Origin of the sequence: Neotabrizicola sp. VNH66 (genome assembly GCF_049445895.1) — a bacterium.
In the GTDB taxonomy this organism is placed as follows: Bacteria; Pseudomonadota; Alphaproteobacteria; order Rhodobacterales; family Rhodobacteraceae; genus Pseudogemmobacter.
Genome location: NZ_JBMSDW010000008.1, coordinates 162660 through 188432, shown reverse-complemented (window position 1 = coordinate 188432; position 25773 = coordinate 162660). Strand labels below are relative to the sequence as shown.

Annotated in this window: 24 protein-coding genes; 14 read left to right on the top strand and 10 right to left on the bottom strand. The window is 66.8% G+C overall.

The genetic code is table 11. From position 1 onward, the window contains the following. Positions 1-180: 180 nt before the first annotated feature. The 5 genes from ftsZ to murB all read right to left on the bottom strand — a co-directional run bounded on the left by ftsZ (position 181) and on the right by murB (position 6241). Positions 181-1866, bottom strand: a complete 1686-nt coding sequence (gene ftsZ / locus ACO2Q5_RS13625; RefSeq protein WP_423291909.1) for a cell division protein FtsZ — start codon at positions 1864-1866, stop codon at positions 181-183. A 221-nt stretch (positions 1867-2087) separates the two neighbouring features. Beyond that, a complete protein-coding gene (gene ftsA, locus ACO2Q5_RS13620; RefSeq protein WP_423291907.1) occupies positions 2088-3422 on the bottom strand; it encodes a cell division protein FtsA in 1335 nt (444 codons plus the stop codon). Then, positions 3419-4345 carry a cell division protein FtsQ/DivIB gene (locus tag ACO2Q5_RS13615; protein WP_423291905.1) on the bottom strand — a complete coding sequence of 309 codons (927 nt, stop codon included), beginning with the start codon at positions 4343-4345 and terminating at the stop codon, positions 3419-3421. The genes ftsA and ACO2Q5_RS13615 overlap by 4 nt, the downstream gene beginning before the upstream one ends. Then, complete coding sequence (locus ACO2Q5_RS13610; RefSeq protein WP_423291903.1) at positions 4333-5250, bottom strand: D-alanine--D-alanine ligase; 918 nt, start codon at positions 5248-5250, stop codon at positions 4333-4335. The genes ACO2Q5_RS13615 and ACO2Q5_RS13610 overlap by 13 nt, the downstream gene beginning before the upstream one ends. A gap of 67 nt (positions 5251-5317) precedes the next feature. Beyond that, on the bottom strand, positions 5318-6241 hold the full coding sequence (gene murB, locus ACO2Q5_RS13605) for a UDP-N-acetylmuramate dehydrogenase (RefSeq protein ID WP_423291901.1): 924 nt from the start codon (positions 6239-6241) through the stop codon (positions 5318-5320). 224 nt (positions 6242-6465) lie between these two features. Here murB and purQ point away from each other — a divergent pair, with 224 nt between their 5' ends. The 4 genes from purQ to ACO2Q5_RS13585 all read left to right on the top strand — a co-directional run bounded on the left by purQ (position 6466) and on the right by ACO2Q5_RS13585 (position 13648). After that, complete coding sequence (gene purQ / locus ACO2Q5_RS13600) at positions 6466-7134, top strand: phosphoribosylformylglycinamidine synthase subunit PurQ (RefSeq protein WP_423291899.1); 669 nt, start codon at positions 6466-6468, stop codon at positions 7132-7134. A gap of 46 nt (positions 7135-7180) precedes the next feature. Then, positions 7181-8941 (top strand): sensor histidine kinase, encoded by a 1761-nt coding sequence (locus tag ACO2Q5_RS13595; RefSeq protein WP_423291897.1) that lies wholly within the window; start codon positions 7181-7183, stop codon positions 8939-8941. A gap of 2 nt (positions 8942-8943) precedes the next feature. Continuing rightward, positions 8944-10272 carry a sigma-54-dependent transcriptional regulator gene (locus ACO2Q5_RS13590; RefSeq protein ID WP_423291895.1) on the top strand — a complete coding sequence of 443 codons (1329 nt, stop codon included), beginning with the start codon at positions 8944-8946 and terminating at the stop codon, positions 10270-10272. 613 nt (positions 10273-10885) lie between these two features. Continuing rightward, positions 10886-13648 carry an Rne/Rng family ribonuclease gene (locus ACO2Q5_RS13585; protein WP_423291893.1) on the top strand — a complete coding sequence of 921 codons (2763 nt, stop codon included), beginning with the start codon at positions 10886-10888 and terminating at the stop codon, positions 13646-13648. A gap of 237 nt (positions 13649-13885) precedes the next feature. Here the strand turns inward: ACO2Q5_RS13585 and ACO2Q5_RS13580 are convergent, their stop codons facing one another. Then, positions 13886-14164 (bottom strand): sulfurtransferase TusA family protein, encoded by a 279-nt coding sequence (locus ACO2Q5_RS13580; RefSeq protein WP_423291891.1) that lies wholly within the window; start codon positions 14162-14164, stop codon positions 13886-13888. 100 nt (positions 14165-14264) lie between these two features. On the opposite strand from ACO2Q5_RS13580, the gene ACO2Q5_RS13575 reads away from it, so the two are divergent. From ACO2Q5_RS13575 to ACO2Q5_RS13565, 3 genes are read left to right on the top strand one after another with little or no spacing between them, the layout of a single operon-like run. Then, positions 14265-15023: a cytochrome c biogenesis CcdA family protein gene (locus tag ACO2Q5_RS13575; protein WP_423291889.1), complete on the top strand. Its 759-nt coding sequence runs from the start codon at positions 14265-14267 to the stop codon at positions 15021-15023. Positions 15024-15062: 39 nt separating this feature from the next. Beyond that, positions 15063-16313, top strand: a complete 1251-nt coding sequence (locus ACO2Q5_RS13570) for a hypothetical protein (RefSeq protein ID WP_423291887.1) — start codon at positions 15063-15065, stop codon at positions 16311-16313. Then, a complete protein-coding gene (locus tag ACO2Q5_RS13565) occupies positions 16313-17677 on the top strand; it encodes a cytochrome P450 (protein WP_423291885.1) in 1365 nt (454 codons plus the stop codon). The genes ACO2Q5_RS13570 and ACO2Q5_RS13565 overlap by 1 nt, the downstream gene beginning before the upstream one ends. 170 nt (positions 17678-17847) lie before the next feature. On the opposite strand, the gene purS is transcribed toward ACO2Q5_RS13565, so the two are convergent. Both purS and ACO2Q5_RS13555 read right to left on the bottom strand, forming a co-directional pair. Further along, positions 17848-18087, bottom strand: coding sequence for a phosphoribosylformylglycinamidine synthase subunit PurS (purS, locus tag ACO2Q5_RS13560; protein ID WP_423291883.1), 240 nt, complete (start codon positions 18085-18087; stop codon positions 17848-17850). Between the two features lie 72 nt (positions 18088-18159). After that, positions 18160-18918 (bottom strand): phosphoribosylaminoimidazolesuccinocarboxamide synthase, encoded by a 759-nt coding sequence (locus tag ACO2Q5_RS13555; protein WP_423291881.1) that lies wholly within the window; start codon positions 18916-18918, stop codon positions 18160-18162. Between the two features lie 202 nt (positions 18919-19120). Here ACO2Q5_RS13555 and ACO2Q5_RS13550 point away from each other — a divergent pair, with 202 nt between their 5' ends. The 3 genes from ACO2Q5_RS13550 to ACO2Q5_RS13540 all read left to right on the top strand — a co-directional run bounded on the left by ACO2Q5_RS13550 (position 19121) and on the right by ACO2Q5_RS13540 (position 20898). Next, a complete protein-coding gene (locus ACO2Q5_RS13550; protein ID WP_423291879.1) occupies positions 19121-19435 on the top strand; it encodes a DUF1476 domain-containing protein in 315 nt (104 codons plus the stop codon). A gap of 66 nt (positions 19436-19501) precedes the next feature. Continuing rightward, entirely contained in the window at positions 19502-20518 is a 1017-nt protein-coding gene (bmt, locus tag ACO2Q5_RS13545; protein ID WP_423291877.1) for a betaine--homocysteine S-methyltransferase, read from the top strand. Next, positions 20518-20898, top strand: coding sequence for a DUF4260 domain-containing protein (locus ACO2Q5_RS13540; protein WP_423291875.1), 381 nt, complete (start codon positions 20518-20520; stop codon positions 20896-20898). Before bmt ends, ACO2Q5_RS13540 begins: the two co-directional genes overlap by 1 nt. On the opposite strand, the gene ACO2Q5_RS13535 is transcribed toward ACO2Q5_RS13540, so the two are convergent. Beyond that, a complete protein-coding gene (locus tag ACO2Q5_RS13535; protein ID WP_423291873.1) occupies positions 20895-22010 on the bottom strand; it encodes a PA0069 family radical SAM protein in 1116 nt (371 codons plus the stop codon). The two genes, ACO2Q5_RS13540 and ACO2Q5_RS13535, sit on opposite strands and share 4 nt — an antisense overlap. A gap of 156 nt (positions 22011-22166) precedes the next feature. Between ACO2Q5_RS13535 and ACO2Q5_RS13530 the strand changes: the two genes are divergently transcribed. The 3 genes from ACO2Q5_RS13530 to ACO2Q5_RS13520 all read left to right on the top strand — a co-directional run bounded on the left by ACO2Q5_RS13530 (position 22167) and on the right by ACO2Q5_RS13520 (position 23785). After that, the gene (locus tag ACO2Q5_RS13530; RefSeq protein ID WP_423291871.1) at positions 22167-22865 is read left to right on the top strand and encodes a corrinoid protein; all 699 of its coding nucleotides are present in this window, start codon (positions 22167-22169) and stop codon (positions 22863-22865) included. A 104-nt stretch (positions 22866-22969) separates the two neighbouring features. Further along, the gene (locus tag ACO2Q5_RS13525; protein WP_423291869.1) at positions 22970-23128 is read left to right on the top strand and encodes a hypothetical protein; all 159 of its coding nucleotides are present in this window, start codon (positions 22970-22972) and stop codon (positions 23126-23128) included. Between the two features lie 21 nt (positions 23129-23149). Next, a complete protein-coding gene (locus ACO2Q5_RS13520; RefSeq protein ID WP_423291867.1) occupies positions 23150-23785 on the top strand; it encodes a DUF1638 domain-containing protein in 636 nt (211 codons plus the stop codon). Here the strand turns inward: ACO2Q5_RS13520 and ACO2Q5_RS13515 are convergent. Then, the gene (locus ACO2Q5_RS13515) at positions 23746-23988 is read right to left on the bottom strand and encodes a ribbon-helix-helix domain-containing protein (RefSeq protein ID WP_423291865.1); all 243 of its coding nucleotides are present in this window, start codon (positions 23986-23988) and stop codon (positions 23746-23748) included. The two genes, ACO2Q5_RS13520 and ACO2Q5_RS13515, sit on opposite strands and share 40 nt — an antisense overlap. A gap of 90 nt (positions 23989-24078) precedes the next feature. On the opposite strand from ACO2Q5_RS13515, the gene xseA reads away from it, so the two are divergent. Then, positions 24079-25713 (top strand): exodeoxyribonuclease VII large subunit, encoded by a 1635-nt coding sequence (xseA, locus tag ACO2Q5_RS13510; protein ID WP_423292011.1) that lies wholly within the window; start codon positions 24079-24081, stop codon positions 25711-25713. Positions 25714-25773: the final 60 nt, after the last annotated feature.

The window sequence follows — 25773 nt, the reverse complement described above, 5'->3', positions numbered from 1 at the left end:
GGCGTAACACCCGCGCAACCGTCACCGTTCCGTCGCATTCTAGGTAATCAAGGGGGGGTGCGATCACAATTCACCTTTTGCAACGGAATGTGACACGGAATGAAACATGTCCAATATGTTGATTTTGCAGCAAAAAGGCCCGGTCTCCCGGGCCTTCTGCCGTTTCTTCTTGCCTGTTAATCAATTGGCCTGACGGCGCAGGAAAGCGGGAATCTCGATCCGGTCATGGTCGCTGCCGCGGTCCTGCTCGTCATCGTAAGAGGTGACGGGAGGTTGCGCACGGGTGGTGGCGGGACGTTCGGCCGGGGCATCGCCATGGCCCGCCATCCGGTTGATGAGCGAGCCGATACCGAAGCGCGGCTTGGCGCCTGCGGCCGGGGCGGCGGCCGGTTGCGGGGCGGGTTGGGCCGCGCCGCGCTGTGCCGTCATCGCCGGGTTCTTCGACACGGCGGCCTGCAGCCGGGCCAAGGCCTCGGGCGAGGGCTGACCGGCGGGGCGGGGCTTCGGCGCGACGAAACCGCCGGCATCCGCTTCGATGGCCGAGGGCACGGCGCGTGTCACGGCCGGGCTGTGGACAGGGGCCTGCGTCCGATAGACCGGCGGGGGCAGGTCGTGGTCCAGCATCTCTTCGGGTTCCATCGCGGGGGCAAAGCCGGAATGGTCCTCGTGATGGTCGAACAGGTCCTGCGCGCGGGGCGCCTCAGCCATGGGCTGCGGGGCGGGTTGCGGGACAGGGGCCGGTTGCGGCGCGGGCGCATAGGCCGCGGCGGCAGGCGCATAGGCCGGTTGCTGCACCGGAGCGCGGCGCGGCTCCGGGGCGGGGGCCGGCGCCGGATGCAGCGTCAGCGGCTGCGCCATCGGGCGGCGCGTCACCGGCACTTCCGGCTTCAGCTGCTGGTTCACGTCGATGCCGGTCGCCACGACCGAAACCCGCAGGCGGCCTTCCATCGAGGTGTCCAGCGTGGAGCCGACGATGATATTGGCGTCCGGGTCCACCTTCTCGCGGATGATGTTCGCGGCCTCGTCCAGTTCGAACAGCGTCAGGTCATAGCCGCCGGTGATGTTGATCAGGACACCCTTGGCGCCATGCAGGCTGATCTCGTCCAGAAGCGGGTTGGCGATGGCCTTTTCGGCGGCCTGAACGGCGCGGTCTTCGCCCTCGGCCTCGCCGGTGCCCATCATCGCCTTGCCCATCTCGTCCATGACCGCGCGCACGTCGGCGAAGTCGAGGTTGATCAGGCCCGGGCGCACCATCAGATCGGTCACGCCCTTGACGCCCTGATACAGAACGTCATCGGCCATGGCGAAGGCTTCGGTGAAGGTGGTGCGTTCGTTGGCCAGACGGAACAGGTTCTGGTTCGGAATGATGATCAGTGTATCGACGACCTTCTGAAGGGCTTCGATCCCCTCTTCGGCCTGACGCATCCGCTTGTTGCCTTCGAACTGGAAGGGCTTGGTCACCACGCCCACGGTCAGGACGCCCAGTTCCCGCGCAGCCTGCGCGATGATCGGGGCGGCGCCGGTGCCGGTTCCGCCGCCCATCCCGGCGGTGATGAAGCACATATGCGCCCCCGCCAGATGGTCGACGATTTCCTCGATGGTCTCTTCCGCGGCGGCGGCCCCGACCGAGGGGCGGGCGCCCGCGCCCAGACCTTCGGTGGCCTTCACGCCCATCTGGATGCGCGCATGCGATTTCGATTGCTGCAGGGCCTGGGCATCGGTGTTCGCGACGACGAACTCCACCCCTTCCAGCTGCTGCTCGATCATGTTGTTCACAGCGTTGCCGCCCGCGCCGCCCACACCGAAGACGGTGATGCGCGGCTTCAGCTCTTCGCGCTGGTTCGCCATCGTCAGATTGAGTGCCATGGTTCCGCCTGTCCGTTTCTTGTGACGCCGCAGTCGTCTTTTAGCTGTTCGTCTTTTCTTCGGGCAGATCGGACCTGTCCCCAGCCCGCGTCCACCGCAATTCCCCTGATTCTATCGACATCGACCGGGGAGGTCATCAAAAAAACGCCAATTGCCCACAAAATGTAGGGGCAAATCCCGTCCAATCGGCGGGATTTCGCACGTCTTCCCGGATGTTGCGGTTACCAGTTGTCCTTGAACCATCTGAAGGCCCGTTTCAGCGACCGTGCGGGGTAACGTTCTGCGGGAATTTCGAAATCCCACCATTCATCCTGCGGATGCGCGGCAAAGAGGCACAGGCCCACGGCGCTGGCAAAGGCCGGTCCGGTGGCGGCCTGCGGCAGGCCCTGCACCCGAAGCGGGCGGCCCAGACGGACGCGCTGGCCCAGAATGCGCGCGGCCAGCATGTCCAGCCCCGGGATCTGGCTGCCGCCGCCGGTCAGCACGATCTGCTGGCTGGGCAGGCTGTCGAACCCGGCGGCATCCAGCATGGCGCGGGTTTCCTCCAGAATTTCCTCGACCCGCGGACGCATGATACCGATCAGTTCGGTGCGGCTGATCTGGCGGCGGTCCTTGTCCCAGTCGCCGCTGTCGCCGCCGATCTCGATCATCTCGCGGTCGTCCATGCCGGTGGCGAACAGGCCGCCGTGCCGGGTCTTGATCCGCTCGGCCGTGGCCATCGGGATCTGCAGCCCTTTCGAGATGTCCGAGGTGACATGATCGCCGCCCATCCGGGCGCTGTCGGAAAAGATCATGTGTTTCTTGATGAAGATCGAGATGCCGGTGGCACCGCCGCCAAGGTCGATGCAGGCGGAGCCCAGTTCCTGCTCGTCCTCGACAAGGCTGGAGATGGCCGAGACATAGGCCGAGGAGGCGATGCCCGCCAGTTCCAGATCGCAGCGCTTGATGCAGTAAAGAAGGTTCTGGATCGCGCCGCCGTCCACCGACAGAAGATGCATGTCGCAGGCCAGCCGCTGGCCGATCTGGCCGCGCGGATCGCCCAGACCCGAGCGGTGGTCCAGCGCGAAATTCACCGGCTGGGCGTGCAGCACCTCGCGCCCGTGGCCAAGGTCGGGCACGTCGCAGGCGGCCAGCACCCGGGCGATGTCCTGTTCGGTCACCACATTGTCGGCCAGTTCGATATCCCCGGCGAGGCCATAGCTGCGCGGCTCTGCGCCCGAGAAACAGGCGATGACATGGTCCACCCGGACATTAGCCATCTTCTGGGCCGCCTGAACGGCGGTGCGGATGGCGCGTTCGGTTTCGTTCATCACGCTGATCTCGCCGAAGCGCACCCCGCGCGACCGGGTGGTGGCAGCGCCGATGATGCGGAACTGCGACTGGCCCGCCATCGGGCCCACGCCTTCGGTTTCCCGCAGCCGCGCCTCTCCGTCAAAGCGCAGGATCAGGCAGGCGATCTTGGAGGTGCCCACGTCCAGAATGGCGATCACGCCCCGCTGCATGGCAGCCCGGCGCATGTTCCGCATGGCGCGTTGCGTCTGGTAAAGATCTGTCACAGGTCTGTCTCCACGATGGGCAAGCCGCGCGCGCGGCGCAGTTCGGTCAGCGCGTAAGGGGTCAGGCGGATGGTGGGCCGCGCCGCATGGCGCAGGTCCACCTGAACAAGGTCGCGGCCCAGGATCGGCTGGGCCTGATCCAGTGCCAGAAGGCGTTCGATGGCGCGCACCGGCGCATCTTCGGGCAGCAGGATGGTCTGGCCGCGGTCAAGGACAAGGTTCCAGCGCCGTTCACCCACCCGCACCAGCCCGCGGATGCGGGGGGCGAGGGGGGCAGAGGCGGCCAGGATCTGCAGCGCTTCGGGCGTGGCCAGATCGGCACCGGCACCGGCGATCAGCGGCAGATCGGCGCGGTCGGCGCGCTCGATCAGGCTGGCCACGCGGTGGCCGGTGTCATCGACCAGCGTCAGCCCCTCATCCGTGCGCCAGACGGCGACCGGCTGGCGTTCCACGATCACCACCTGCAGGATCCCGCCCGAGCGCACCCGCAGATCGGCCGATTTCACCGCGTCCAGCGCCTCGATCCGGCTGCGCGCGGCCTCAAGGTCCAGATCGAACGACGATTGCGGCAGGTTCAGGTGCAGCCGCGCGCGGACCGCCTCGGCCAACTCGTCCGAGCAGCCTTCGATCGAGGCGAGGGTCACCATGAATTCCGGGCGCTGTTCGAATTTGGCGCGCAGATCGGTGAAGATCTGCACCACCCCGTCACGCCGGGCCTGATCCGCCAGATACAGCCCGCAGAGCGAGGCCAGCACCATGGTCGGCAGGCCGATGCGCAAAAGCGCCCGCAGATAGGGCGTCAGCATGACGCGCTGCATGCGATAGGCCCAGATCGTCGGCGCCGGATCGCGCCGCGCCTCGCCCGCCACAGGGCGGCGGGCCTCGGGTGCGGCAGCAGAGCGGCGGGCGATCAGCGGTTGCATGAGGCGTCCCTCACCATCCAGTCACACAGCTGCGGGAAGGTCATGCCGCAATGCGCGGCCTGTTCCGGCGCCAGAGAGGTGGGCGTCATGCCCGGCTGGGTGTTCGTCTCCAGAAGGATCAGCCCCGCCAGCCCCCGGCTTTCGTCCCAGCGAAAGTCGGTCCGGGTCAGCCCCCGGCAGCCAAGCGCGACATGGGCGCGCAAGGCATAGTCCAGACAGGCCGCCGTGATCTCTTCCGGCACATTCGCGGGCAGTTGATGCCGGCTGCCCCCCGGCTTGTATTTCGCGTCGTAATCATACCAGCCGTCGGTGATGATGTCGGTCACGCACAGCGCGCGGTCGCCCAGCACGGTGACGGTCAGTTCGCGGCCCGGGGCATAGGTTTCCACCATGACCTCGGCCGGCATCTCTGCCGCAAGGCGCGGCGCGTTCGATCCGGGATGAACGATATAGACCCCGATGGAGGAGCCTTCGTTGAACGGTTTCACCACATAGGGCGGCGGCAGGACATGGCCCGCCTCCACCGCCTCACGCGTGGCGACGACACTGTCCACCACCGGCAGACCCACGGCGCGGTAGACCTCTTTGGTGCGCTGCTTGTCCATCGCAAGGGATGAGGCCAGTACGCCCGAATGGGTATAGGGGATGCGCAGCCATTCCAGCAGACCCTGCACACAGCCGTCTTCGCCCCAGCGGCCATGCAGACCGTTGAACACGACATCGGGTTTCAGTGCGGAGAGCACGGCCGGAAGGTCGGGGCCGGCGTCGACCTCGTCCACCTCATATCCCGCTTCGCGCAGCGCCTTGGCGCATTCGTGACCGGACACGAGAGAGACCTCGCGTTCGGCAGCCATGCCGCCCTTCAATACCGCCACGCGGGGAAATCTGCCCGATCCCGCCGCCATGTAACTGCCTCTCGGGGGTAGACCCCGTTTTCGTTCTTCGTCAGGGTCTTGTGCCCCGTGGTCCGTTTCAGCGCGCCGGTTCGCCGACCCGCATGATTTCCCATTCTAACGTGATCCCGCTGGATTGGAACACCTTTTTTCGCACTGATTCGCCCAGTGATTCGAGATCCTCAGCCGTGGCCCCGCCGGTGTTGATCATGAAATTGGCATGCAGGGGCGACATCTGCGCCCCGCCGATTTGTGCGCCGCGCATTCCGGCCTCATCGATGACCTTCCACGCCTTCAGCTCATGGGTGTCATCCGCCGTCCCGGTGGAGGAGCGGCCCAGCGGATTGCGGAAGGTCGATCCGGCGGTGCGGTCCTTGGTGGGCTGGCTCGCGTCACGCTTGGCCAGCTGCTCCTCCATCCGGGCGGCCAGCGCGGCGGGGTCACCCTCCGGCGCGCGGAAGGTGGCCGCGACGATCACTGCGCCCTCGGGCAGGTCGGACTGGCGGTAGCGCAGGTTCAGCGCCGCGGCGGGCAGGGTCTGCACCTCGCCCTGCCGGGTGACGATCCGCACCTCCTCCAGAAAATCGACGACATAATGGCCGTAGCAGCCGGCGTTCATCCGCACCGCACCGCCGATGCCGCCGGGAATGGTGCGCAGGAAGGTCAGGTCGCGCCCCGCTTCGGCCGCCTTGCGCGCGACATGGGCGTCCAGCATCGCCGCGCCCGCGGTCACCCGCGGGCCCTCGACCACCACCGTGTTGAAGCCGCGGCCCAGCCGGATCACCACGCCGCGGATGCCGCCGTCGCGCACGATCAAGTTCGACCCCACACCCATCGGGAAGACCGGCACCTCGGGGGGCAGGTCGCGCAGGAAGGCGGCAAGGTCGGCCTCATCGGCGGGCTGGAACAGCCAGTCGGCCGGGCCGCCGACGCGCAGCCAGGTCAGGTCGGCCAGCGGGCGGTTTTCGGTCAGGGTTCCGCGGGGGGCAGGGATCTGGGTCATAGGCTTTCCGTAACTTTCCGCCGCACCTGCCGCAAGCCCGGCCCGCGGGCACCGGCGGGGCTCTGCCCTTGCTGCTTCCTCTTGATCCAGATACTCCACCGCCGGAGGCGTCCGCGGGCGCGGCAGAGCGCGCGGCTGGTCCACGGCTGGCGCAATCGCACTCTGGCAGAACGGGCGCGGGGGGTGTATGGGACCGGCATCCCAATGCCAGCGAGGCCACGCCCATGAAAGCCGCCGTCATCACCTTCCCCGGGTCGAACTGCGACCGTGACCTTGCCGTCGCGTTCGAGAAGGCCGGATTTCAGGTGGCGCGCGTCTGGCACAAGGACACGGCCCTGCCCGAAGGCACTGATGTCGTGGGCGTGCCGGGCGGGTTCTCCTATGGCGACTATCTGCGCTGCGGCGCCATCGCCGCACAATCGCCGATCAGCGCGGCGGTCAAGGCCCATGCCGACCGCGGCGGCTATGTCCTTGGCATCTGCAACGGCTTTCAGGTGCTGACCGAGATGCGGCTCCTGCCGGGTGTGCTGATGCGCAATGCCGGGCTGAAATTCATCTGCAAACCCGTGGGGATGCGGGTCGCCACCACCGCCTCGGCCTTTACGCAAGGGTATAAGGCCGGGCAGGAGATCAGCATTCCCGTCGCCCATCATGACGGCAATTACACGATCGACGATGCGGGCCTGAAGGAATTGCAGGACGGCGACCGGATCGCCTTTACCTATACGGCCAACCCCAACGGCTCGATGGGGGATATCGCGGGGGTGCTGTCGGCGAACCGCCGGGTGCTGGGCCTGATGCCCCACCCCGAGCGCGCGGCCGAAGGCTTGCACGGCTCCACCGACGGGGCGGCGATGTTCACGGGTCTGATGGGCGGGTTGGCGCTGGCCTGAGGCCCTGCGGCTTGAGGGGGCAGGGGCCAGAGCCTAGAATCGCCCGATGTTTGCCGAGCGCACCACAGACAGCCAAGATGCACCGCAGGGCCTGCCCTGGCGGGTGAAGCTTGCGGTTGTCCTGCTGGTCGTGCTGGCCATCGGGGTGGTCGTCGTCTCGAACCGCTGGCTGACGGACCGTTTCGTCGATTCCACCCGCAACCGCAGCGATGTGCGGCTCGCGCTCTATTCCGGCAACCTGGTCAGCGAATTGCAGCGGACCTCGGTCGTGCCGCTTTTGTTGTCGCGCGACCCTGATCTGATTGCCGCGCTGCGCGACGGGAATTTCTCGCGCACCTCGGCCAAGCTGATCGCCCTGCAATCGGAAATCGGCGTCGCCTCGATCCGGCTTCTGGACAGCGCGGGCCGGGTGGTGGGTGCCACGAACCGCAACGTTCTGGGCACCAGCTACCGCAACGAGATTTACTTCGTCGATGCGCAGCGCACCAATGAGACGATCTTCACCGCTGCGCCGCGCGATTCCGTTGGCTTCGATTTCACCTACAGCCGCGCGCTGAAGGCGGATGGCAAGATTTTGGGCGTCATCGTCGTCTCGGTCGATCTGTTCAAATACGAACGCGCCTGGTCGGGGCTGCAGGATGCCGTCGTGGTGACGAACAGCGAGGGCACCGTCATCCTGACCACCGTTCCCCTTTGGCGCGGCAAGTCGCTGACCGAGGCGATGGCAGTAACGGAACCCACCTCCACCCTGTCGCGGATGTTTCAGGCCAGCACCGACTGGGCCCGGTCCAAGCCCGACGCCTGGCTTCAGGGCGAACCGATGATGAAGACCGAGGCGCGGATCCCCTTCCGCGGCTGGCGGATCGTGACCTTCACCGATTACGGCACCGTGCGGGAAAAGGTGAACGGCATCCTTGCGCTGGAGATCATGGGCTTCGCCATCCTGATGTCCATCACCTTCTACCTGCTCAGCCGCCGGGCCTGGTCGCGTTCGATCAGCCTGCAGCGGGAATCTGCGGAACTGCGGATGCTGAATGCGCGTTTGCAGAGGGAAATCGCAGAGCGCGAGAAGGTGGAGGCCAACCTTCAGGTGGCGGAACAGACGCTGGAACAATCGTCCAAACTGGCGGTTCTGGGCGAGATGTCGGCCGCGGTCAGCCATGAGCTGAACCAGCCCTTGGCCGCGATGAAGACCTATCTGGCCGGCGCACGCCTTCTTTTGCAGCGCAAGCGCGCGGATGAGGCGCTGTCCAGCTTTCAGCGGATCGACGATCTGATCGAACGCATGGGCGCGATCACCCGGCAACTGAAATCCTATGCCCGCAAGGGCGGCGAGGCGTTCGAGCCGGTGGACCTGCGCGCCTGCGTCTCCTCGGCGCTGGCCATGATGGAGCCGCAGCTGAAAACCCGCTACGTCAAGATTACCCGCGGCCTGCCCCGGCGCGAGGTGATGGTGATGGCCGACCGTATCCGGCTGGAGCAGGTGATCATCAACCTGCTGCGCAACGCGCTGGATGCGACCAAGGATGTGAAATCCCCGCAGATCGACCTTCTTCTGTCGGCGGGAGAGACGGCGACCCTGACCGTGCGCGACAACGGCCACGGCATCGGCGATCTGGATAACCTATTTGAGCCTTTCTACACGACGAAAAAACCCGGAGAGGGCGTGGGCCTTGGCCTTGCCATCTCGTCCGGGATCGTCACCGATCTGGGTGGCCGGCTCACCGCCCGCAACGGGGAAGGGGGCGGCGCGGTTTTCGAGATGCAGCTGCCCATCCTCGGACGTGAACAGGAAGCAGCGGAGTAAGCATGGCACGCGCAATGAAAGTGGCGATCGTGGACGACGAGGCGGACATGCGCGCCTCGATCAGCCAATGGCTGGCCCTGTCCGGGTTCGACACCGAGACCTATTCTTCGGCCGAAGAGGCGTTGAAGGTCATCGGCCCGGATTATTCCGGCGTGGTCGTCAGCGACATCAAGATGCCGGGCATGGACGGGATGGCGTTCCTGAAGCGCCTGATGGGTCAGGATTCCGGTCTGCCCGTCATCATGATCACCGGCCATGGCGATGTGCCCATGGCGGTGGAGGCGATGCGGGTCGGCGCCTTTGATTTTCTGGAAAAGCCGTTCAATCCCGACCGGATGACCGAACTTGCGAAAAAGGCCACCCAGTCCCGGCGCATGACGCTGGACAACCGCGCCTTGCGCCGGGAACTGGCCGATGGCTCCACCATCATGAAAAAGCTGGTCGGGTCGTCCCCGGCGATGGAGCGGTTGCGCGAGGATATCCTCGATCTGGGGCAGGCGGACAGCCATGTCCTGATCGACGGCGAAACCGGCACCGGCAAGACGCTGGTCGCCCATGCGCTTCATGCCGTGGGGCCGCGGGCGTCGAAGAAATTCGTCACCATATCCTGTGCGGCATGGAGCGAGGATCAGCTGGCCGCCCGCCTGTTCGGCCCGGCCGAGGATGGCGCGATCCCCTTGGTGGAAGAGGCGCGGGGCGGCACGCTCTGCCTTGAGGATATCGAGGCGCTGAGCCAGGGCCTGCAGGCGCGGCTTCTGACCTTCATCAACGATCAGGGCACCCCGCCCGAGACGCGGATCATCGCCATCCGCAACCAGCACGCGCCCGATGTGACGCTGGAACAGGCGCTGCGGTCGGATCTGTTCTATCGCCTTGGCGCCATGACCATCGTCCTGCCGCCGCTGCGCGCGCGGGGCGAGGATATCCTGCAGCTGTTCACCCGCCTTTCCGAGCAATTCGCCGAGGAGTACGGCTGCGATGCTCCGCAGGTGACGGCGCAGGAGGCCGCGCAGCTGATGCAGGCGCCGTGGCCGGGCAATGTGCGCCAGCTGGTCAACATCGCCGAACGGGCGGTTTTGCAGAACCGCCGCGGCTCCGGCTCAATCGCGTCCTTGCTGATGGCCGACAACGAAGCCAGCGGCCCGGCGATGACGACTGAGGGCAAGCCCCTGAAGGAATATGTCGAAGCCTTCGAACGCATGCTGATCGACAACACCATGCGCCGGCACAAAGGCAGCATCGTCGCGGTGATGGAGGAACTCTGTCTGCCGCGGCGGACGCTGAACGAAAAGATGGCGAAATACGGGCTTCAGCGGGCGGATTACGTCTGATGCGCCTGCTGGCGGCGGCACTGGCGGTGCTGCTGCCGCGGCCGAATGTCTGGGGCAGGGCTGCTATGACGGTCTTCTGACCGTGCTGGTCCTTCTGGCGGTGGGGGCGGTCGCGATTGCGGTGCTTCTGGTCTGGCTGGTGGTGCGGCTGATCCGGCGGATCCGTGCCGGAAGGCCGGGCTGATCGCGCGCCTGGGCACGGCCGGGTAACGTTGCGATGAATTTCCCGTTGCCCTTGCCCCGGGTTTGCCCTTAGTTTCGCCCCAAGGCGCGCATGACGCTGCCCGAGAAATTCTCTCCCCCCGGAACGCCTGGTGCCTTGGCCCGCGCCGCAGACCGAGGGGAGCCGGATCGGCCGCAAGGCCGTGCACCATTGCCGACCTGCGGCCCGGAAGGGCAGGGCAGGCGGCTGACCAAGGCGGGGGGCGCAAGTCCCCTTGACGTGAACCGCGATGAGGCGCGCGAGCATGACAGAAGGACGCGAGGACTGCCCACCGGGCAGGGTCCGCGGCCCTGTGCCCGCCGTCCGCGCCCAGACAAGCCGCCCTGCAACGTTCAATCCGCCGTCCGGTCCTCCGGGCGGCCTTGTGCGTTCGGGGCGCGATGGAAGAACATGGCAAAGAAAATGCTCATCGACGCCACGCACCCGGAGGAGACCCGGGTCGTCGTGGTGGACGGCAACAAGGTCGAGGAATTCGACTTTGAAACCCTGAACAAGCGGCAGCTGGCAGGGAATATCTATCTGGCCAAGGTGACGCGGGTTGAACCCTCGCTTCAGGCGGCCTTCGTGGATTACGGCGGGAACCGGCACGGGTTTCTGGCCTTTGCGGAAATCCACCCGGATTATTACCAGATCCCCGTCGCCGACCGGAAGGCGCTGATCGAGGAAGAGCGCGCGCTGGCCCGCGCCGAAGAGGAAGAGGACAACCGCCGCAGCCGGTCGCGCAAGCCTGCGCCCAAGACGGCCGCGGTGGCCGCCGATCCGGTGGCGACCGAAGCGGCCGATTTGGCATCCGGCGGCATGCCCGACGGCATGGAAGTGATCGACCTTGAGGATGCCGCGGCCGATGGCGGTGTGGCCGCCTACGAATCCGAAGGCGCGGCAGCCCCCGAAGGGACCGAGGCGGTTGCAGAGGCTCCGGCCGAAGGGAATGGCAACGGCAACGGCGAAAAGCCCTACCGCGCCGTGGACCACGCCAGCGACACCGATGACGAGATCGAATCGGTCGCCGAAGAGGATGTGGCCGAGGAAATCAGCGCCCCGCGCCGCCCGCGTCCGCGTCGCTACAAGATTCAGGAAGTGATCAAGGTCCGGCAGATCATGCTGGTCCAGGTCGTCAAGGAAGAACGGGGCAACAAGGGCGCCGCGCTGACCACCTATCTCAGCCTTGCGGGCCGTTACTGCGTCCTGATGCCGAACACCGCCCGCGGCGGCGGCATCAGCCGCAAGATCACCAATGCCGCCGACCGCAAGAAGCTGAAGGAAATCGCATCCGAGCTGGAGGTGCCGGAAGGCGCCGGCCTGATCATCCGCACCGCGGGCGCCAAGCGCACAAAGCCGGAAATCCGCCGCGATTACGAATATCTGATGCGGCTGTGGGAACAGGTCCGCGACCTGACCCTGCGGTCGATCGCGCCCGCCGCCATCTATGAGGAAGGCGATCTGATCAAGCGCACGATCCGCGACCTCTACAGCCGCGAGATCGACGAGGTTCTGGTCGAAGGCGAAGCGGGCTACCGCACCGCCAAGGACTTCATGCGGATGATCATGCCCAGCCATGCGAAGCAGGTGGTCCGCTACACCGAACCGATGCCGCTTTTCGCGCGCTATCAGGTAGAAAGCTACCTTGGCGGCATGTTCAACCCGACCGTGCAGCTGAAATCCGGCGGTTATATCGTCATCGGCGTGACCGAGGCGCTGGTCGCCATCGACGTGAACTCCGGCCGGGCCACCAAGGAAGGCTCGATCGAGGAGACCGCGCTCAAGACCAACCTTGAGGCCGCTGAAGAAATCGCCCGTCAGCTGCGCCTGCGCGATCTGGCCGGTCTGATCGTCATCGATTTCATCGACATGGAAGAGCGGCGCAACAATGCCGCGGTCGAGAAGCGGCTGAAGGACAAGCTGAAGACCGACCGCGCCCGCATCCAGGTGGGCCGCATCTCGGGCTTTGGCCTGATGGAGATGAGCCGCCAGCGCCTGCGCCCCGGCATGCTGGAATCGACCACCCAGCCCTGCCCGCATTGCCATGGCACCGGCCTGATCCGGTCCGACGACAGCATGGCGCTGACGGTCCTGCGCGCGCTGGAGGAAGAGGGCACGCGCAAGCGGTCGAAAGAGGTGCTGCTGAAGGCGCCGGTCGGCATCGTCAACTATCTCTTCAACCACAAGCGCGAACATATCGCGCTGATCGAAACCCGCTACGGCATGGCCGTGCGGATGGAGGCGGACCCCACGCTCGTCTCGCCCGATTACTCGATCGAGAAGTTCAAGACCGCCACCCGCACCGTGCCCGAACCTTCGGCGGTGATCTCGGGCCATGCCGGTCTGATGGGCGCCCCGGTGGATGAGGAAGAGGAAGACCTGATCGACGATGTGGTCGATGAGGAAGAAGAGGATGAGGCCGCCGCGCCCGCCGCGCCTTCGGCGGACGGCAATGGTGACGGGGCGCCGGGCAAGAAGAAGCGCCGCCGCCGCCGTCGGCGTCGGGGCGGATCGAAGGATGGCACCGCGAACGGCGGGGCCGACGGTCAGGATGATGGCGACGAGGATGACGATGGCGATGACGACGGGGAAGGCGCGGAAGACGGCGTCGATGACACCCCGGCGGTAGCCGCCGAGGCCCCGGCCGAAGTCGAGGCGGTTGCGGAAGCCGCGCCTGCGCCGGTGGAGGTCGTGGCCGAACCCGCGCCTGAAGAAGCGGCCCCGGCCAAGCCGAAGCGCACCCGCGCGCCGTCGAAGACCAAGGCGGCGAAGGCGGCCGAAGAAGCAGCGGCTGCCGCTGCGGCAGCGGCGGCTGAGGCGGCACCCGAAAGCGCCGAAAGCCTGCCGGTCGAGGCAGTGGAACCGCCCGCCAAGCCGAAGCGCACCCGTGCGCCGTCGAAGACCAAGGCAGCGAAAGCGGCCGAGGAAGCTGCGGCCGCTGCTGCAGCGGCTGAAACTCCGGCGGAAGAACCGGCCGCCCCGGTGGCCGAAGCGCCTGTCGATGCGCCTGTCGCGGTGGCGCCGGTGCTGCCCGAACTGCAGCCCGATCCCGGCCCCGCCGTGGCTGAGACGCTGGCACCCGATCCGGCAGAGCCCGTGGCCGCGGAAGAGGAGACCGATGACAACGGTGAGCCGAAGCCGCGCAAAAAGGGCTGGTGGTCGCTGGGCCGCTAAGACGGTCTGAGACAGAAACAGACGGACGGGCCGGAAGGTCCGTCCGTTTTCGTTTTAGGCTGTCGGGCTGTCGTGGTCTGAACGCGGCATAGCGTTGCGGATGTCAGGCCGGCTTGGTCCGAGGGCGGGTCGCATCGGTGCAGGGTGCAAACCGGCAGGTTTCACCCCGCCCGGCCTCGCGCAGACGGGCTTGGACGCAACCGCCGCTTCCTCAAGGCAGGCCATAGCCTAGAATGACTAGGGGGCGCCGGCCACCGCTCCGGCACGGATCAGATACAGGGTTGCCGCCCCTTCCGGCCGGGATCCCAGAAACGCATGCCCGGCCTGCCCGCAGAAATGCGGCAGGTCCACCGCCGCCATGCCATCGGTGGCAAGGACGCCCAGCACCTGACCGGGCACCATGGCCAGAAGGCGCTTCCTCGCGCGCAGCACGGGCAACGGACACAGAAGGCCCGCGCAATCCACGGTCTCATCGGCGGCGGGCAGTCGGGCGGGAAGGGGGGCATCCTCGGTCATGCCGCCTTCTACCCGCCTGCGGCGCTTTGTGACAATGCGTTCCCGGCAAAGTGAGCCGCGCCCCGGTGACGCGCGGCGGCCAACCCGCTATGCAGGGCGCATGTTCGGGATCGACCTCTTTCAGGCCAGCCTTGGCCCCGCCGCGCTTGTGGCCCTTGTCGCGGGGGTCCTGTCATTCCTGTCGCCCTGCGTCCTGCCGGTGGTGCCGCCCTATCTGGCCTATATGGGCGGCATCACGATGGGAGAGATGAAGGGCGGCGGTTCGGCACGCTGGCGCATTCTCTTGCCTGCGCTGTTCTTCGTCATGGGCCTGTCGGTGATCTTCCTTCTTCTGGGCTTCACCGCCTCGGCCTTCGGGACGTTTTTCCTGTCGAATCAGGTGCTGTTCGCGCGGATCGCGGGTGCCGTGATCATCGTCTTCGGCCTGCATTTTCTGGGGGTGATCCGCATTCCGGTCCTGAACCGGGAGGCGCGGCTGGATGCGGGCGACCGTGGCGGTTCGGCCCTTGGGGCCTTCGTGCTGGGGCTGGCCTTCGCGGCGGGCTGGACACCCTGCATCGGCCCGCAGCTGGGCACGATCCTGTCCCTGGCCGCGCAAAGCGACTCGGTCGGGCGGGGCACATTGCTTCTCGGCATTTATGCCGTGGGTCTGGGCCTGCCATTCCTTCTGTCAGCTTTGTTCATCGAACGCGCCATGGGCGTCATGAACCGGCTGAAGCCCCATATGAAGTGGATCGAGCGGGCCATGGGCGCGCTTCTCCTGATCGTCGGGCTGATGATGGTCACCGGCGCCTTCACCGATTTCAGCTGGTGGCTCTTGGAGATCTTCGAGACGCTTGGCCTGCCTTTGCCCGGCTGACCCCTTATTTCCGCCGGAATTCCGGGTAATCTGGGCCGCATGAAAGATGCCGAGCCCCAGATCGCCGTGCCAGAGCAGGAGGCCGCAACGCGGACCTTCCGCCGCCGGGTGTTCTATCTGCCGGGCTATGATCCGATCCATCCCCGCCGCTATCGTGAGCTTTACCGCAAAGAGGGGGCCGAACAGGCTGACCTGTCCGGCTACGGCCTGACGCTGCGCCCCAAGAAGGTGAAGGGACCCTATGGTTGGCAGGTGGAGGGGGTGATCGAAGGCCGCTCCGCCGAGGCCGATGTCGAGGTGCTGGTCTGGTCCGATATTGTGCGCGACAGCATGTCCGGCACGATCCCCGCCACCTATCTGCAGCTGGTGCGCACCGCCTGGGCCTATATCGGCTCCGGCGCGCTGTTCCGGCTGATGCGGCTGCGCAAGGGGCCGATGATCGCGGCGCTGTATCCGATCGTGTTTCTGCTGGTGCAGCTGGCGCTGGCCTGCCTTCTGGGCTGGGCGTTGGGGGCATTGATTGCGGGCCTGACCCATTGGACGCTTGGCCTTGCGGTGGCGGCGCTTGTGGCGGTGTTGGTGCTGCGCTGGTTCAAGGCGAAGGACAACAAGGTCTTTGCCTGGTATCTGATGCATGACTACGCCTATTCCGCGCAGTCCGGCGGGGCCAACCCGCCCGCGCTGGAGGTGCGGATGGCTGAATTCCGCACCCAGATCCGCGCCGCGCTGGATCAGGATTATGATGAGGTGCTGGTCGTCGGCCATTCCTCCGGCGCGCATCTGGCGGTGTCCATTCTGGCGGATCTGCTGCGCGAGGGATTGCCGGAGCGCTGCCCCGCGCTGTCCTTCCTGTCCTTGGGGCAGGTGGTGCCGATGGTGTCCTTCCTGCCGAACGCCGCGCGGCTGCGCGCCGATCTGCGCTTTATGGCGGCGCAGGAGCAGGTGTTCTGGCTGGACGTGACGGCGCCCGGCGACGGCTGCGCCTTCGCGCTCTGCGATCCAGTCAGCGTCTCGGGCATGGCGCCGCCGGACAAGAAGGGGCCGCTGGTGATCTCTGCCGCCTTCACGCGCACGCTGTCGCCCGCGAAATGGCAGGCACTGAAACGACGCTGGTTCCGGCTGCATTTCCAATATCTCTGTGCCTTCGACAATCTGGCCGACCGTGCCGATGAATATGACTATTTCCGCGTGACGGCCGGGCCGCTGACCCTGCGCGAACGGTTCGCCGCCCGGCCCCCGTCGAAAAGCCGCATCGAACGCGCGGTCAACGGCTATGGAAGCGTGGCCTGATGGATGAGTTCGGCCGCTGCCCCGTTCCGCCGAAACCGCAACCGCGGGCCGACAAGGTTTCCCTTCTGGGATATCTGCGGCTTTTCCGGCGCGACATCCTCTCGGCGCAACCCGGGCGGCTGTATCGGGCGTGGATGGCCGAATTCCGCACGCCATTCTTCCGCAGCTATATGTGCAACGATCCGAAGCTCGTCGATCTGGTGCTGAAGGGGCGGCCGGACGATTTCCCGAAGTCGAACCGCATCCGCGCCGGGCTGGAGCCTTTGCTGGGCAATTCGGTCTTTGTGACCAATGGCGAGGTCTGGAAACGCCAGCGCCGCATCATCGACCCCGCGTTTGAGGGCGGGCGCCTGCGCGACACTTTCCCCGCTATGGCCGCCGCCGCCCGCGCCGCCGTCGCCCGCATGGGCGAGGGGGAGGTCGAGGTTGAAGAGCAGATGAGCCATGCCGCGGCGGATGTGATCTTCCGCACGCTGTTCTCGATCCCGATCGAACATGAGGTGGCGGCCCGGGTGTTTCAGGAATTCCGCCGCTATCAGCGGACGCAGCCGATCCTGAACCTTGCCGCCTTTCTGCCGCTGCCGCGCTGGTTCCCGCGGTTTCACCGCCGCAGCACCCTGCAATCGGCGCAGGTGATCCGGCGCCTGATCACGGACCTGACCGAGGCGCGGGCGGCCGAGATCGCCGCAGGCACCGCGCCGGACGATCTGGCCACCAAGATCATGACCACGCCGGACCCGCTGACGGGAGAGACCTTCACCCCGGCTGAGATGGTCGATCAGGTGGCGATCTTCTTTCTGGCCGGGCACGAAACCTCCGCCTCGGCTTTGGCCTGGGCGCTTTATCTTTGCGCGATGTGTCCCGATGTTCAGGAGAAGGTGGCCGAGGAGGCTGACCTGCTGGGCGATGCGCCCGATTTCGCCGCCGTGGGCCGGCTGAAATACACCCGCGATGTGTTTCGTGAGGCTTTGCGGCTCTATCCGCCGGTGCCGATGATGGTGCGGGAAACCACCAAGGACGAAGATTTCCGCGGCCGCCCCGTCGCCCCCGGCGCGCAGGTGGTGCTGTCGCCATGGCACCTGCAGCGCCACGAACGGCTCTGGGATCTGCCCGATGCCTTCTGCCCGCACCGCTGGCAGACCGCGGCGGGCCGGATCTCTGCGCGCGAAGCGTTCCTACCCTTCTCCGCCGGCCCCCGCGTCTGTACCGGCGCCGGATTCGCGATGATCGAGGGGGTTTTGCTCCTGGCGATGCTGGTGCGCAGCTACCGGTTCAGCCGGATCAAGGGCCAGGACCCGGTGCCGCAGGCACAGCTGACCGTGCGGGCCAAGGACGGCATCCGGCTGCGCGTGACGCGGCGGTAGCAGCGGGGGCGCTTCGCCCCCCGCACCCCCAGAGGATATTTATGAACAGATGAATGATTTGCGCGGTTCATCTGTTCATGAATGTCCCGGGTGGCCCAACGGGGACGCCATCGGTTCGAGGTACCGAAGGGCCGGTGGCAGAGCCCCTGTGGGCGGGCAAAGACGGAACCTTACAGGATCTCGACCTTGTAGCCTTCGATCACCGTATTCGCGAGCAGCTTTTCGCACATCGCCTTGACCTCGGTTTCGGCCGCGGCAGCATCGGTGGCGGCGAGGTCCAGCTCAATCACCTTGCCCTGCCGCACGCCGTTCACGCCGGAAAAGCCCAGGGCGCCAAGCGCGTGGCGGATCGCCTCGCCCTGCGGGTCAAGGACGCCGTTCTTCAGCATGACGGTGACGCGGGCTTTCATCGGGCAGGCTCCGGGTGGCTCGTGGATATGCAGGGCATTAGCGCCCCCGCCCCGCAGGGGCAAGGGCGGCGTTCAGTTGATGACCGACGGCTTGGCCGGATGGGTCACATTCGACGGCAGCACGCCCAGACGGCGGGCGAGTTCGGTGTAGACATCGGCCAGCGGTGCCGGGTCCGGGGTCTGGCCGTCGGAGCGTTCGGGCAGGCGCAGGTCCCAGAGGCGCATGGAATCGGGGCTGATCTCATCGGCCAGGATCAGGCGCATGAAATCGCCCTCCCAGATGCGGCCCACCTCGATGCGGAAGTCCATCAGCCGCACGCCGACGCCCAGCATGACGCCCGACAGGAAGTCGTTCACCCGGAGCGCCAGCGCCACGACATCGTCCAGATCCTGCTGGTTGGCCCAGCCGAAGGCGATGATATGTTCTTCCGACACCAGCGGCGTGCCGAGATTGTCGTCCTTGAAGTAATATTCCACGATCGGGCGGGGCAGGGGCGTGCCTTCGGGGATGCCCAGCCTTTCGCTGATCCCGCCCGCGGCGAAATTGCGCACCACCACCTCCAGCGGCACGATCTCGGCCATGCGGACCAGCTGTTCGCGCATGTTCAGGCGACGCATGAAATGCGTCGGCACACCGATGTTGTTCAGCCCGGTCATGAAGAATTCGGACAGGCGGTTGTTCAGGACGCCCTTGCCCTCGGTCGCGGCCGAGATGGGCGAGACATTGGCGGGCTGTTCGTCGTCCTTGAAATACTGGATCAGGGTGCCGGGTTCGGGGCCTTCGTACAGGATCTTGGCCTTGCCCTCGTACACCTTCTTGCGACGTGCCATGCGTGCCTCTGCGGAAATGACGAAAGGGGCGCCCGCCTGCGCCTGCAGACCGCCACCCCGTCTTTCCCGGCCTATACGCCAGTGGCCCGCGCCCCGCAAGGCGGCGCAGGGCGTCCTGTCGCGGGCGCGGCGCGGCTTTGATCTTGCGGCGCGGCCCTTGCATGGGCATATCGGAGGAAACAGCCCTAAGCCGGAGCGGGACATGACCACGTTCGACGATCGCGAGAATGCGTTTGAGGCGAAGTTCGCCCATGACAGCGAAATGCAGTTCAAGGCCGAGGCCCGCCGCAACAAGCTGGTCGGGCTTTGGGCCGCGGGGCTGATGGGCAAGACCGGCGATGCCGCCGATGCCTATGCCCGCGAAGTGGTGAGCGCCGATTTCGAGGAAGCCGGGCACGAGGATGTGGTCCGCAAGGTCGTGGCCGATCTGGCGGGCAAGGCCAGCGCCGATGAGGTGCGCGCCAAGCTGACCGAACTGTTGCCGGTGGCCAAGGCCCAGCTGATGAGCGAGATCTGAACGCTCCGGGGCCGCTTTCCAGAGCGGCCCTTTTCCTTTCTGCCGAATTTTGTCCAGGGGGTTCCCATGTCCGAAGACGCGCTGAGCCGGCTTCTTGCCACCCGTGACTGGCTGATGGCCGACGGGGCCACGGGGACCAACCTGTTCAATATGGGCCTTGCCTCGGGCGAGCCGCCGGAACTGTGGAATGTCGACCAGACGGAGAATATCCGCACCCTGTACCGCAATGCGGTGAATGCCGGGTCGGATATCTTTCTGACCAACACCTTCGGCGGCAATGCGGCGCGGCTGAAGCTGCACGAGGCGCAGGGCCGGGTGCGCGAGCTGAACCGCGCGGGCGCCGCCTTGGGGCGCGAAATCGCCGATGCCTCGGGCCGCACGGTCGTTGTGGCGGGCTCCGTCGGTCCCACGGGCGAGATTTTCGAGCCGATGGGCAGCATGACCCATGCGCAGGCGGTGGAGATCTTCCACGAACAGGCCGAGGGCCTGAAGGAAGGCGGCGCCGATGTGCTCTGGATCGAGACGATGAGCGCGCCCGAGGAATACAAGGCTGCGGCTGAGGCGGCGGCGCTGGCCGGGATGCCCTGGGCCGGAACCATGAGTTTCGACACCGCGGGGCGCACCATGATGGGCGTCACGTCGCAGGCATTGGCGGCGATGGTCGAAAAGCTGCCGAACCCGCCGTTGGCTTTCGGTGCGAATTGCGGTGTGGGCGCGTCGGATCTGATGCGCACGGTCATGGGCTTCATGGCCTCGGGGACCGAGCGTCCGGTGATCGCCAAGGGCAATGCGGGCATCCCCAAATATCACGATGGCCATATCCATTATGACGGCACCCCGGACCTGATGGCCGAATATGCCGTTCTGGCGCGCGACAGCGGCGTGCGGATCATCGGCGGCTGCTGCGGCACCATGCCCGAGCATCTGGCCGCCATGCGCCGCGCGCTGGAAGAGCGGCCCATGGGTCCGCGCCCCTCGCTGGAGGAGGTGGCGGCGAAATTGGGCGGCTTCTCCTCGGCGTCGGACGGGACGGGCGACGATCCGGGACCCAAGCGCGAACGCCGCGGGCGCCGGGGCGGCTGATGGCACCGGCGCGGCTTTGGCAACAGGCTGAAGGTGCGCTGGTTCTTCTGGCGGTGCTGGCCGCCCTCTGGCATCTGGGCCTGCCCGTGCCGGTCTGGGGTGCCGTGCTGATCTTCTTTGCTCCGGATCTGAGCTTTGCGGGCTATGCCTTTGGCCCCCGGATCGGGGCCATCGCCTACAATTCTGTGCATCTTTACGGCTTCGGCATAACGGTCGCGGCGGTGGGGCTGGTCTCTGGCCTGCCGGTGCTGACCGCCTGCGGGGCGCTCTGGGCCGCGCATGCCGGGTTCGACCGGATGCTGGGCTACGGGCTGAAGCTTCCTACAGCGTTCCAGGACACCCATTTGGGCCGCATCGGCCGCCGCCCGGGGCAGCGCTAGAACAGCCCCAGCTGCGCGCCCTTGGCGAAGGGCACGGCGAACAGGTCGCAGCGCAGCGACGGGTGTTCGGTGCTCAGGCCGATCCGCGCCACCGCCTTGGCAAAGCGTTGCGCGATCATGTTCGACCAGACACCTTCGCCCCGCATCCTTTTGCCCCAGGCCGGATCGTAATCCTTGCCGCCATGGGTGTCGCGCACACGCCCCATGATCTTGGCCGCGCGGCCCGGCTCCACCTCGGCCAGCCATTCCTGAAACAGCGGCGACACCTCCAGCGGCAGGCGCAGCATGACCCAGCTGGCATTGGTGGCGCCCACATCCTTGGCCGCCTGCAGGATCGCCTCGATCTCGTGATCGGTCAGGCCGGGGATGATCGGGCTGACCATGACGCGGACCGGGATGCCGGCTTCGGCCAGACGGCGGATGGTGGCCAGACGGCGGGCCGGGGCGGCGACCCGCGGCTCCATCCGCCGCGAAAGCCCCGCATCCAGCGTGGTGACCGAGACGCCGACCCGCACCAGCCCCTGCGCGGCCAGAGGCGCCAGCAGGTCGATGTCGCGTTCGATCAGCGTGCCTTTGGTGACGATGGCGACCGGATGGCGGAAGGTGGTCAGCACCTCCAGCACCTCGCGCATGACGCGGTATTTCGCCTCGATCGGCTGATAGGGGTCGGTGTTGGTGCCAATCGCCAAAGGCGCCACCTTGTAGGATTTCGCCCGCAGCTCCCGGTCCAGCACCGCACCGATGCCGGGCCGCGCGATCAGCTTCGTTTCGAAATCCAGCCCGGGCGACAGGTTCAGATAGGCATGGCTGGGCCGGGCAAAACAATAGATGCAGCCGTGTTCGCAGCCCCGGTAGGGGTTCACGCTGCGGTCGAACGGCAGGTCGGGGGATTTGTTGAAGGTCAGGGCAGAGCGCGCCCGTTCCTCGCGCACCTCGGTCCGGATCAGCCGGTCGTCATGGGGAATGTCCCAGCCGTCATCCACGGCTTCGCGGCTGGCCGCCTCATACCGGCCGGTCGCATTTGATACTGCACCGCGGCCGCGCGCCCGGTCACCGGGGTGAAGCCCCTCAGGCAGGGGTGGTCCGTCAGAGGGGGGCAGGGTCGATTCCATGCCGTGAGATTAGAACATTAAGAGAACATTTGCCAAGCCCGCACCATCTGCGACGCCGCTCTGTCGGCTTTAATCCGGCGCATGTCGCAATCCGCGAAGTGGCGGCGTCGCTTTCGGATCATTCAGGATGAAGACTTCCGCCCTTTGGAGCCGACCATGGCCGACGACGACGAAATCATCCTGTCCGAACTGCCGGATGACGAGCTTGTGCTTCAGATGCACGACGACCTGTATGACGGTCTGAAGGAAGAGATCGAAGAGGGCGTCAACATCCTGATCGCGCGGGGATGGGCGCCCTACGACGTGCTGACCAAGGCGCTGGTCGCCGGCATGAAGATCGTGGGTGACGATTTCCGCGACGGCATCCTGTTCGTGCCCGAAGTGCTGCTGTCGGCCAATGCGATGAAATCCGGCATGACCATCCTGAAGCCGCTGCTGGCCGAAACCGGCGCGCCGCGGATGGGCAAGATGGTGATCGGCACCGTGAAAGGCGACATCCACGACATCGGCAAGAACCTTGTCGCGATGATGATGGAAGGCGCCGGGTTCGAGGTGGTTGACCTTGGCATCAACAATGCCGTGGAAAAATACCTCGACGCGCTGGCCGCCGAACAGCCCGATATTCTGGGCATGTCGGCGCTGCTGACCACGACCATGCCCTATATGAAGGTCGTGATCGACACGCTGAAGGAAAAGGGCATGCGCGAGGATTACATCGTCCTCGTCGGCGGGGCGCCCCTGAACGAAGAGTTTGGCCGTGCCATCGGGGCCGATGCCTATTGCCGCGATGCGGCCGTGGCGGTGGAAACCGCCAAGACGCTGGTCGCGCGCAAGCACAACCAGATGGGTGCCTGATCCTGCGGCATCTGCGGCGGGTCCCGGCCGGGTCCCGCCTTCGGGGCAGGGGCAGGGCTTGTGATCCCCGCCCGCGTCCCTAGATTGAGGGAGTGGAGGGTCTGATGATGCCGCTTACTCATTTCCTCGGGCTGCTGGCCGTGGTGATCTTGACTGCGGGGCTGACCGTGGCGCTGGCTTTCTGGGCGCAGGTGCCGCTGGTGGCCTTGTCCTTCGCCGCGCTGGCGGGAAGCCTGATCCTTGGCGCGCGGCAGTGGCGCTGACACAGGGGTGACGGGGCGACAATGATCCCGGACGATTCGGTTCTGGCCGAGACCGGACTGCCTCCCGCCCGGCAGGGGCGCATCCTTCTGATCGCCTGCGGTGCCTTGGCGCGCGAGATTCTGGACTTGCGCGCGGCCAATGGCTGGTCGCATCTGGACCTGCAATGCCTGCCCGCCAATCTGCATCTCTGGCCTGACCGGATCACTGCCGCGGTCGAAGAGACGGTGCTGGCCCGCCGCGCCGATTATGACGGTATCTTCGTCGTCTATGCCGATTGCGGGACCGGCGGGCTTCTGGCCGCGAAATGCCGGGAGCTGGGGGTCGAGATGGTCGAAGGCCCGCATTGCTATTCGTTCTTCGAGGGCAATGCCGCCTTTGCGGCCCGCGCTGAAGACGAGATCACCGCCTTCTACCTGACCGATTTTCTGGTGCGCCAGTTCGATGCTTTCGTCTGGCGGCCGATGGGTCTGGACCGCCACCCCGAGCTGCGGGACATGCTGTTCGGCAATTACACCAAGCTGGTCTATCAGGCGCAGACTGAGGACGCCTCGCTGGATGCCCGCGCTGAGGACTGCGCGGCCCGGCTGGGTCTGGCCTATGAGCGCCGCTTCACCGGCTATGGCGATCTGGCGGGTGCGCTGGCCCGGCTGCGGTAATAATCCAGACAGTAAAGCCGGATCGCGGTGGCCAGCCCCTCATCCCCCGTGCGCCCTTCGTCGATTTCCGAGGCCATTTCGTTCACCGACAGCCCGCGCTCGGCCGCGATGGCGCGGAAGGCCTGCCAGAAGGGCGCCTCCAGCGACACGCTGGTGCGGTGGCCGCGCAATGTCAGCGAGTGTTTTTCGGGCCGTCCGGTCATCGCGCTCCCCTTGCGGTTTCAGCATAGCGGGGCGGCGCGGGCAGAGCCAGTCCGCGGCTTTTCTTTGGCCCGCGGGGGGCTTAGTCTGTGATCATGGACATGTTCGAAGACGATGCCCCCGCCCCGCAGGGCAACCAGCCGGAATATACCGTGTCGGAACTGTCCGGCGCGGTGAAGCGCGTGATCGAGGGTGAGTTTGGTCTTGTCCGGGTCCGGGGTGAAGTGGGGCGCGTCTCCCGCCCGGCCTCGGGGCATCTGTATTATGACCTGAAGGATGATCGCAGCGTCATTGCGGCCATCACATGGAAGGGGCAGGCCGCCCGGCTGACCGTCCGCCCGGAGGAGGGGATGGAGGTTGTGGCCACGGGCCGGATGACCACCTTTCCCGGCCAGTCCAAATATCAGCTGATCGTCGACGATCTGGCCCCTGCGGGGGCGGGCGCGCTGATGGCCATGCTGGAAAAGCGCCGCGCCGCGCTGCAGGCCGAGGGGTTGTTCGATCCCGCCCGCAAGAAGCCGATCCCCTATCTGCCGCGGGTGATCGGCGTCATCACCTCGCCTTCCGGCGCGGTGATCCGCGATATCCTGCACCGGTTGCGCGACCGTTTTCCCCGCCATGTGCTGATCTGGCCGGTGGCGGTGCAGGGCGAGCGCTGCGCGCCAGAGGTGGCCGCCGCCATTCGCGGCTTCAATGCCTTGCCCGAGGGCGGCCCGATTCCGCGGCCCGATCTTCTGATCGTCGCGCGCGGCGGTGGCAGTCTTGAGGATCTCTGGGGCTTCAATGAGGAAATCGTGGTCCGCGCGGCCGCGGAAAGCCGCATCCCGCTGATTTCCGCCGTGGGGCATGAGACGGATACGACGCTGATCGACCATGCGGCCGACCTGCGCGCGCCCACGCCCACGGCGGCGGCGGAACTGGCGGTGCCGGTGCGCGCCGATCTGATCGCCACGCTGTCGGCGCTGTCGGCGCGGCTGGCGCGCGGCACCTTGTCGGCGCTGGACCGGCGGCGGCAGCGGCTGGCCGATCTGTCGCGCGCCCTGCCGCGGCCCGAGGCGCTGACCGGGCAGGCGGCGCAAAGGCTGGACCATGCGGCGGGACGGCTGGGCGGGGCGCTTGGCCTGACCGTGGCGCGGCGGCGGACGGCATTCGAACGCGCCGCGGCGCGGATGCAGCCGGACCTCCTCCTGCGCAGTCTGGACCGGCGGCAGGCGGCGCTGATGCGGCTGGCCGAGGCGGCCGAGTCGCGGCTGCACCGGCGGCTGGACCGGCAGCGGGCGGCGTTCCAGAACTGGGCGTCGCGGCTGGACCCGGCGCTGGCCCGGCTTCTGTCCGACGCTGCCCGCCGCACGGTGGAAGGGCAGGGGCGGCTCAATACCTTGTCCGAGCGGCTGGAGGCGGCGACCGACCGCCGCGCCCGCCGCGGAGAGGAGAGGCTGGTGGCCGCGGCCCGGTTACTGGACGGTCTGGGCTATGAGCAGACGCTGAAGCGCGGCTTTGCCGTGGTCCGCGCGGGCGGGCATGTGGTCACCACCGCCAGCGCCGCCGGTGCCGCGCCGCATCTGGAAATCCAGTTTCAGGACGGCCGCGTGGAGGTTGCCCCCGCAGATGCAGCCGCCGCGGGCTCTGCGCCCCGCGCCGCAGAGCCCGCGCCCCGGCCGGTGGCCAGAAAGCCGAAAGAGGGCAGCCAGGGCGGCGGTGGACCGGAACAGGGCAGTCTGTTCTGACCCGCGCGGGCCGCCAAAACCCTCCGGCCCCCGGCAACTGTGATCCGCGGACATGCGGCG

Excerpts from the sequence above, each read along its gene's own strand:
- ftsZ (WP_423291909.1), bottom strand. The coding sequence starts at position 1,866 with ATGGCACTCAATCTGACGATGGCGAACCAGCGCGAAGAGCTGAAGCCG.
- ACO2Q5_RS13525 (WP_423291869.1), top strand. The coding sequence starts at position 22,970 with ATGATGCCGCTTACTCATTTCCTCGGGCTGCTGGCCGTGGTGATCTTG.
- ACO2Q5_RS13520 (WP_423291867.1), top strand. The coding sequence starts at position 23,150 with ATGATCCCGGACGATTCGGTTCTGGCCGAGACCGGACTGCCTCCCGCC.
- ACO2Q5_RS13535 (WP_423291873.1), bottom strand. The coding sequence starts at position 22,010 with ATGGAATCGACCCTGCCCCCCTCTGACGGACCACCCCTGCCTGAGGGG.
- ACO2Q5_RS13610 (WP_423291903.1), bottom strand. The coding sequence starts at position 5,250 with ATGGCGGCGGGATCGGGCAGATTTCCCCGCGTGGCGGTATTGAAGGGC.
- purS (WP_423291883.1), bottom strand. The coding sequence starts at position 18,087 with ATGAAAGCCCGCGTCACCGTCATGCTGAAGAACGGCGTCCTTGACCCG.
- ACO2Q5_RS13595 (WP_423291897.1), top strand. The coding sequence starts at position 7,181 with ATGTTTGCCGAGCGCACCACAGACAGCCAAGATGCACCGCAGGGCCTG.
- ACO2Q5_RS13570 (WP_423291887.1), top strand. The coding sequence starts at position 15,063 with ATGAAAGATGCCGAGCCCCAGATCGCCGTGCCAGAGCAGGAGGCCGCA.
- ACO2Q5_RS13615 (WP_423291905.1), bottom strand. The coding sequence starts at position 4,345 with ATGCAACCGCTGATCGCCCGCCGCTCTGCTGCCGCACCCGAGGCCCGC.
- ACO2Q5_RS13565 (WP_423291885.1), top strand. The coding sequence starts at position 16,313 with ATGGATGAGTTCGGCCGCTGCCCCGTTCCGCCGAAACCGCAACCGCGG.
- ACO2Q5_RS13585 (WP_423291893.1), top strand. The coding sequence starts at position 10,886 with ATGGCAAAGAAAATGCTCATCGACGCCACGCACCCGGAGGAGACCCGG.
- ACO2Q5_RS13530 (WP_423291871.1), top strand. The coding sequence starts at position 22,167 with ATGGCCGACGACGACGAAATCATCCTGTCCGAACTGCCGGATGACGAG.
- ACO2Q5_RS13550 (WP_423291879.1), top strand. The coding sequence starts at position 19,121 with ATGACCACGTTCGACGATCGCGAGAATGCGTTTGAGGCGAAGTTCGCC.
- purQ (WP_423291899.1), top strand. The coding sequence starts at position 6,466 with ATGAAAGCCGCCGTCATCACCTTCCCCGGGTCGAACTGCGACCGTGAC.
- ACO2Q5_RS13580 (WP_423291891.1), bottom strand. The coding sequence starts at position 14,164 with ATGACCGAGGATGCCCCCCTTCCCGCCCGACTGCCCGCCGCCGATGAG.
- ACO2Q5_RS13555 (WP_423291881.1), bottom strand. The coding sequence starts at position 18,918 with ATGGCACGTCGCAAGAAGGTGTACGAGGGCAAGGCCAAGATCCTGTAC.
- ACO2Q5_RS13515 (WP_423291865.1), bottom strand. The coding sequence starts at position 23,988 with ATGACCGGACGGCCCGAAAAACACTCGCTGACATTGCGCGGCCACCGC.
- ACO2Q5_RS13590 (WP_423291895.1), top strand. The coding sequence starts at position 8,944 with ATGGCACGCGCAATGAAAGTGGCGATCGTGGACGACGAGGCGGACATG.
- bmt (WP_423291877.1), top strand. The coding sequence starts at position 19,502 with ATGTCCGAAGACGCGCTGAGCCGGCTTCTTGCCACCCGTGACTGGCTG.
- murB (WP_423291901.1), bottom strand. The coding sequence starts at position 6,241 with ATGACCCAGATCCCTGCCCCCCGCGGAACCCTGACCGAAAACCGCCCG.
- ACO2Q5_RS13540 (WP_423291875.1), top strand. The coding sequence starts at position 20,518 with ATGGCACCGGCGCGGCTTTGGCAACAGGCTGAAGGTGCGCTGGTTCTT.
- ACO2Q5_RS13575 (WP_423291889.1), top strand. The coding sequence starts at position 14,265 with ATGTTCGGGATCGACCTCTTTCAGGCCAGCCTTGGCCCCGCCGCGCTT.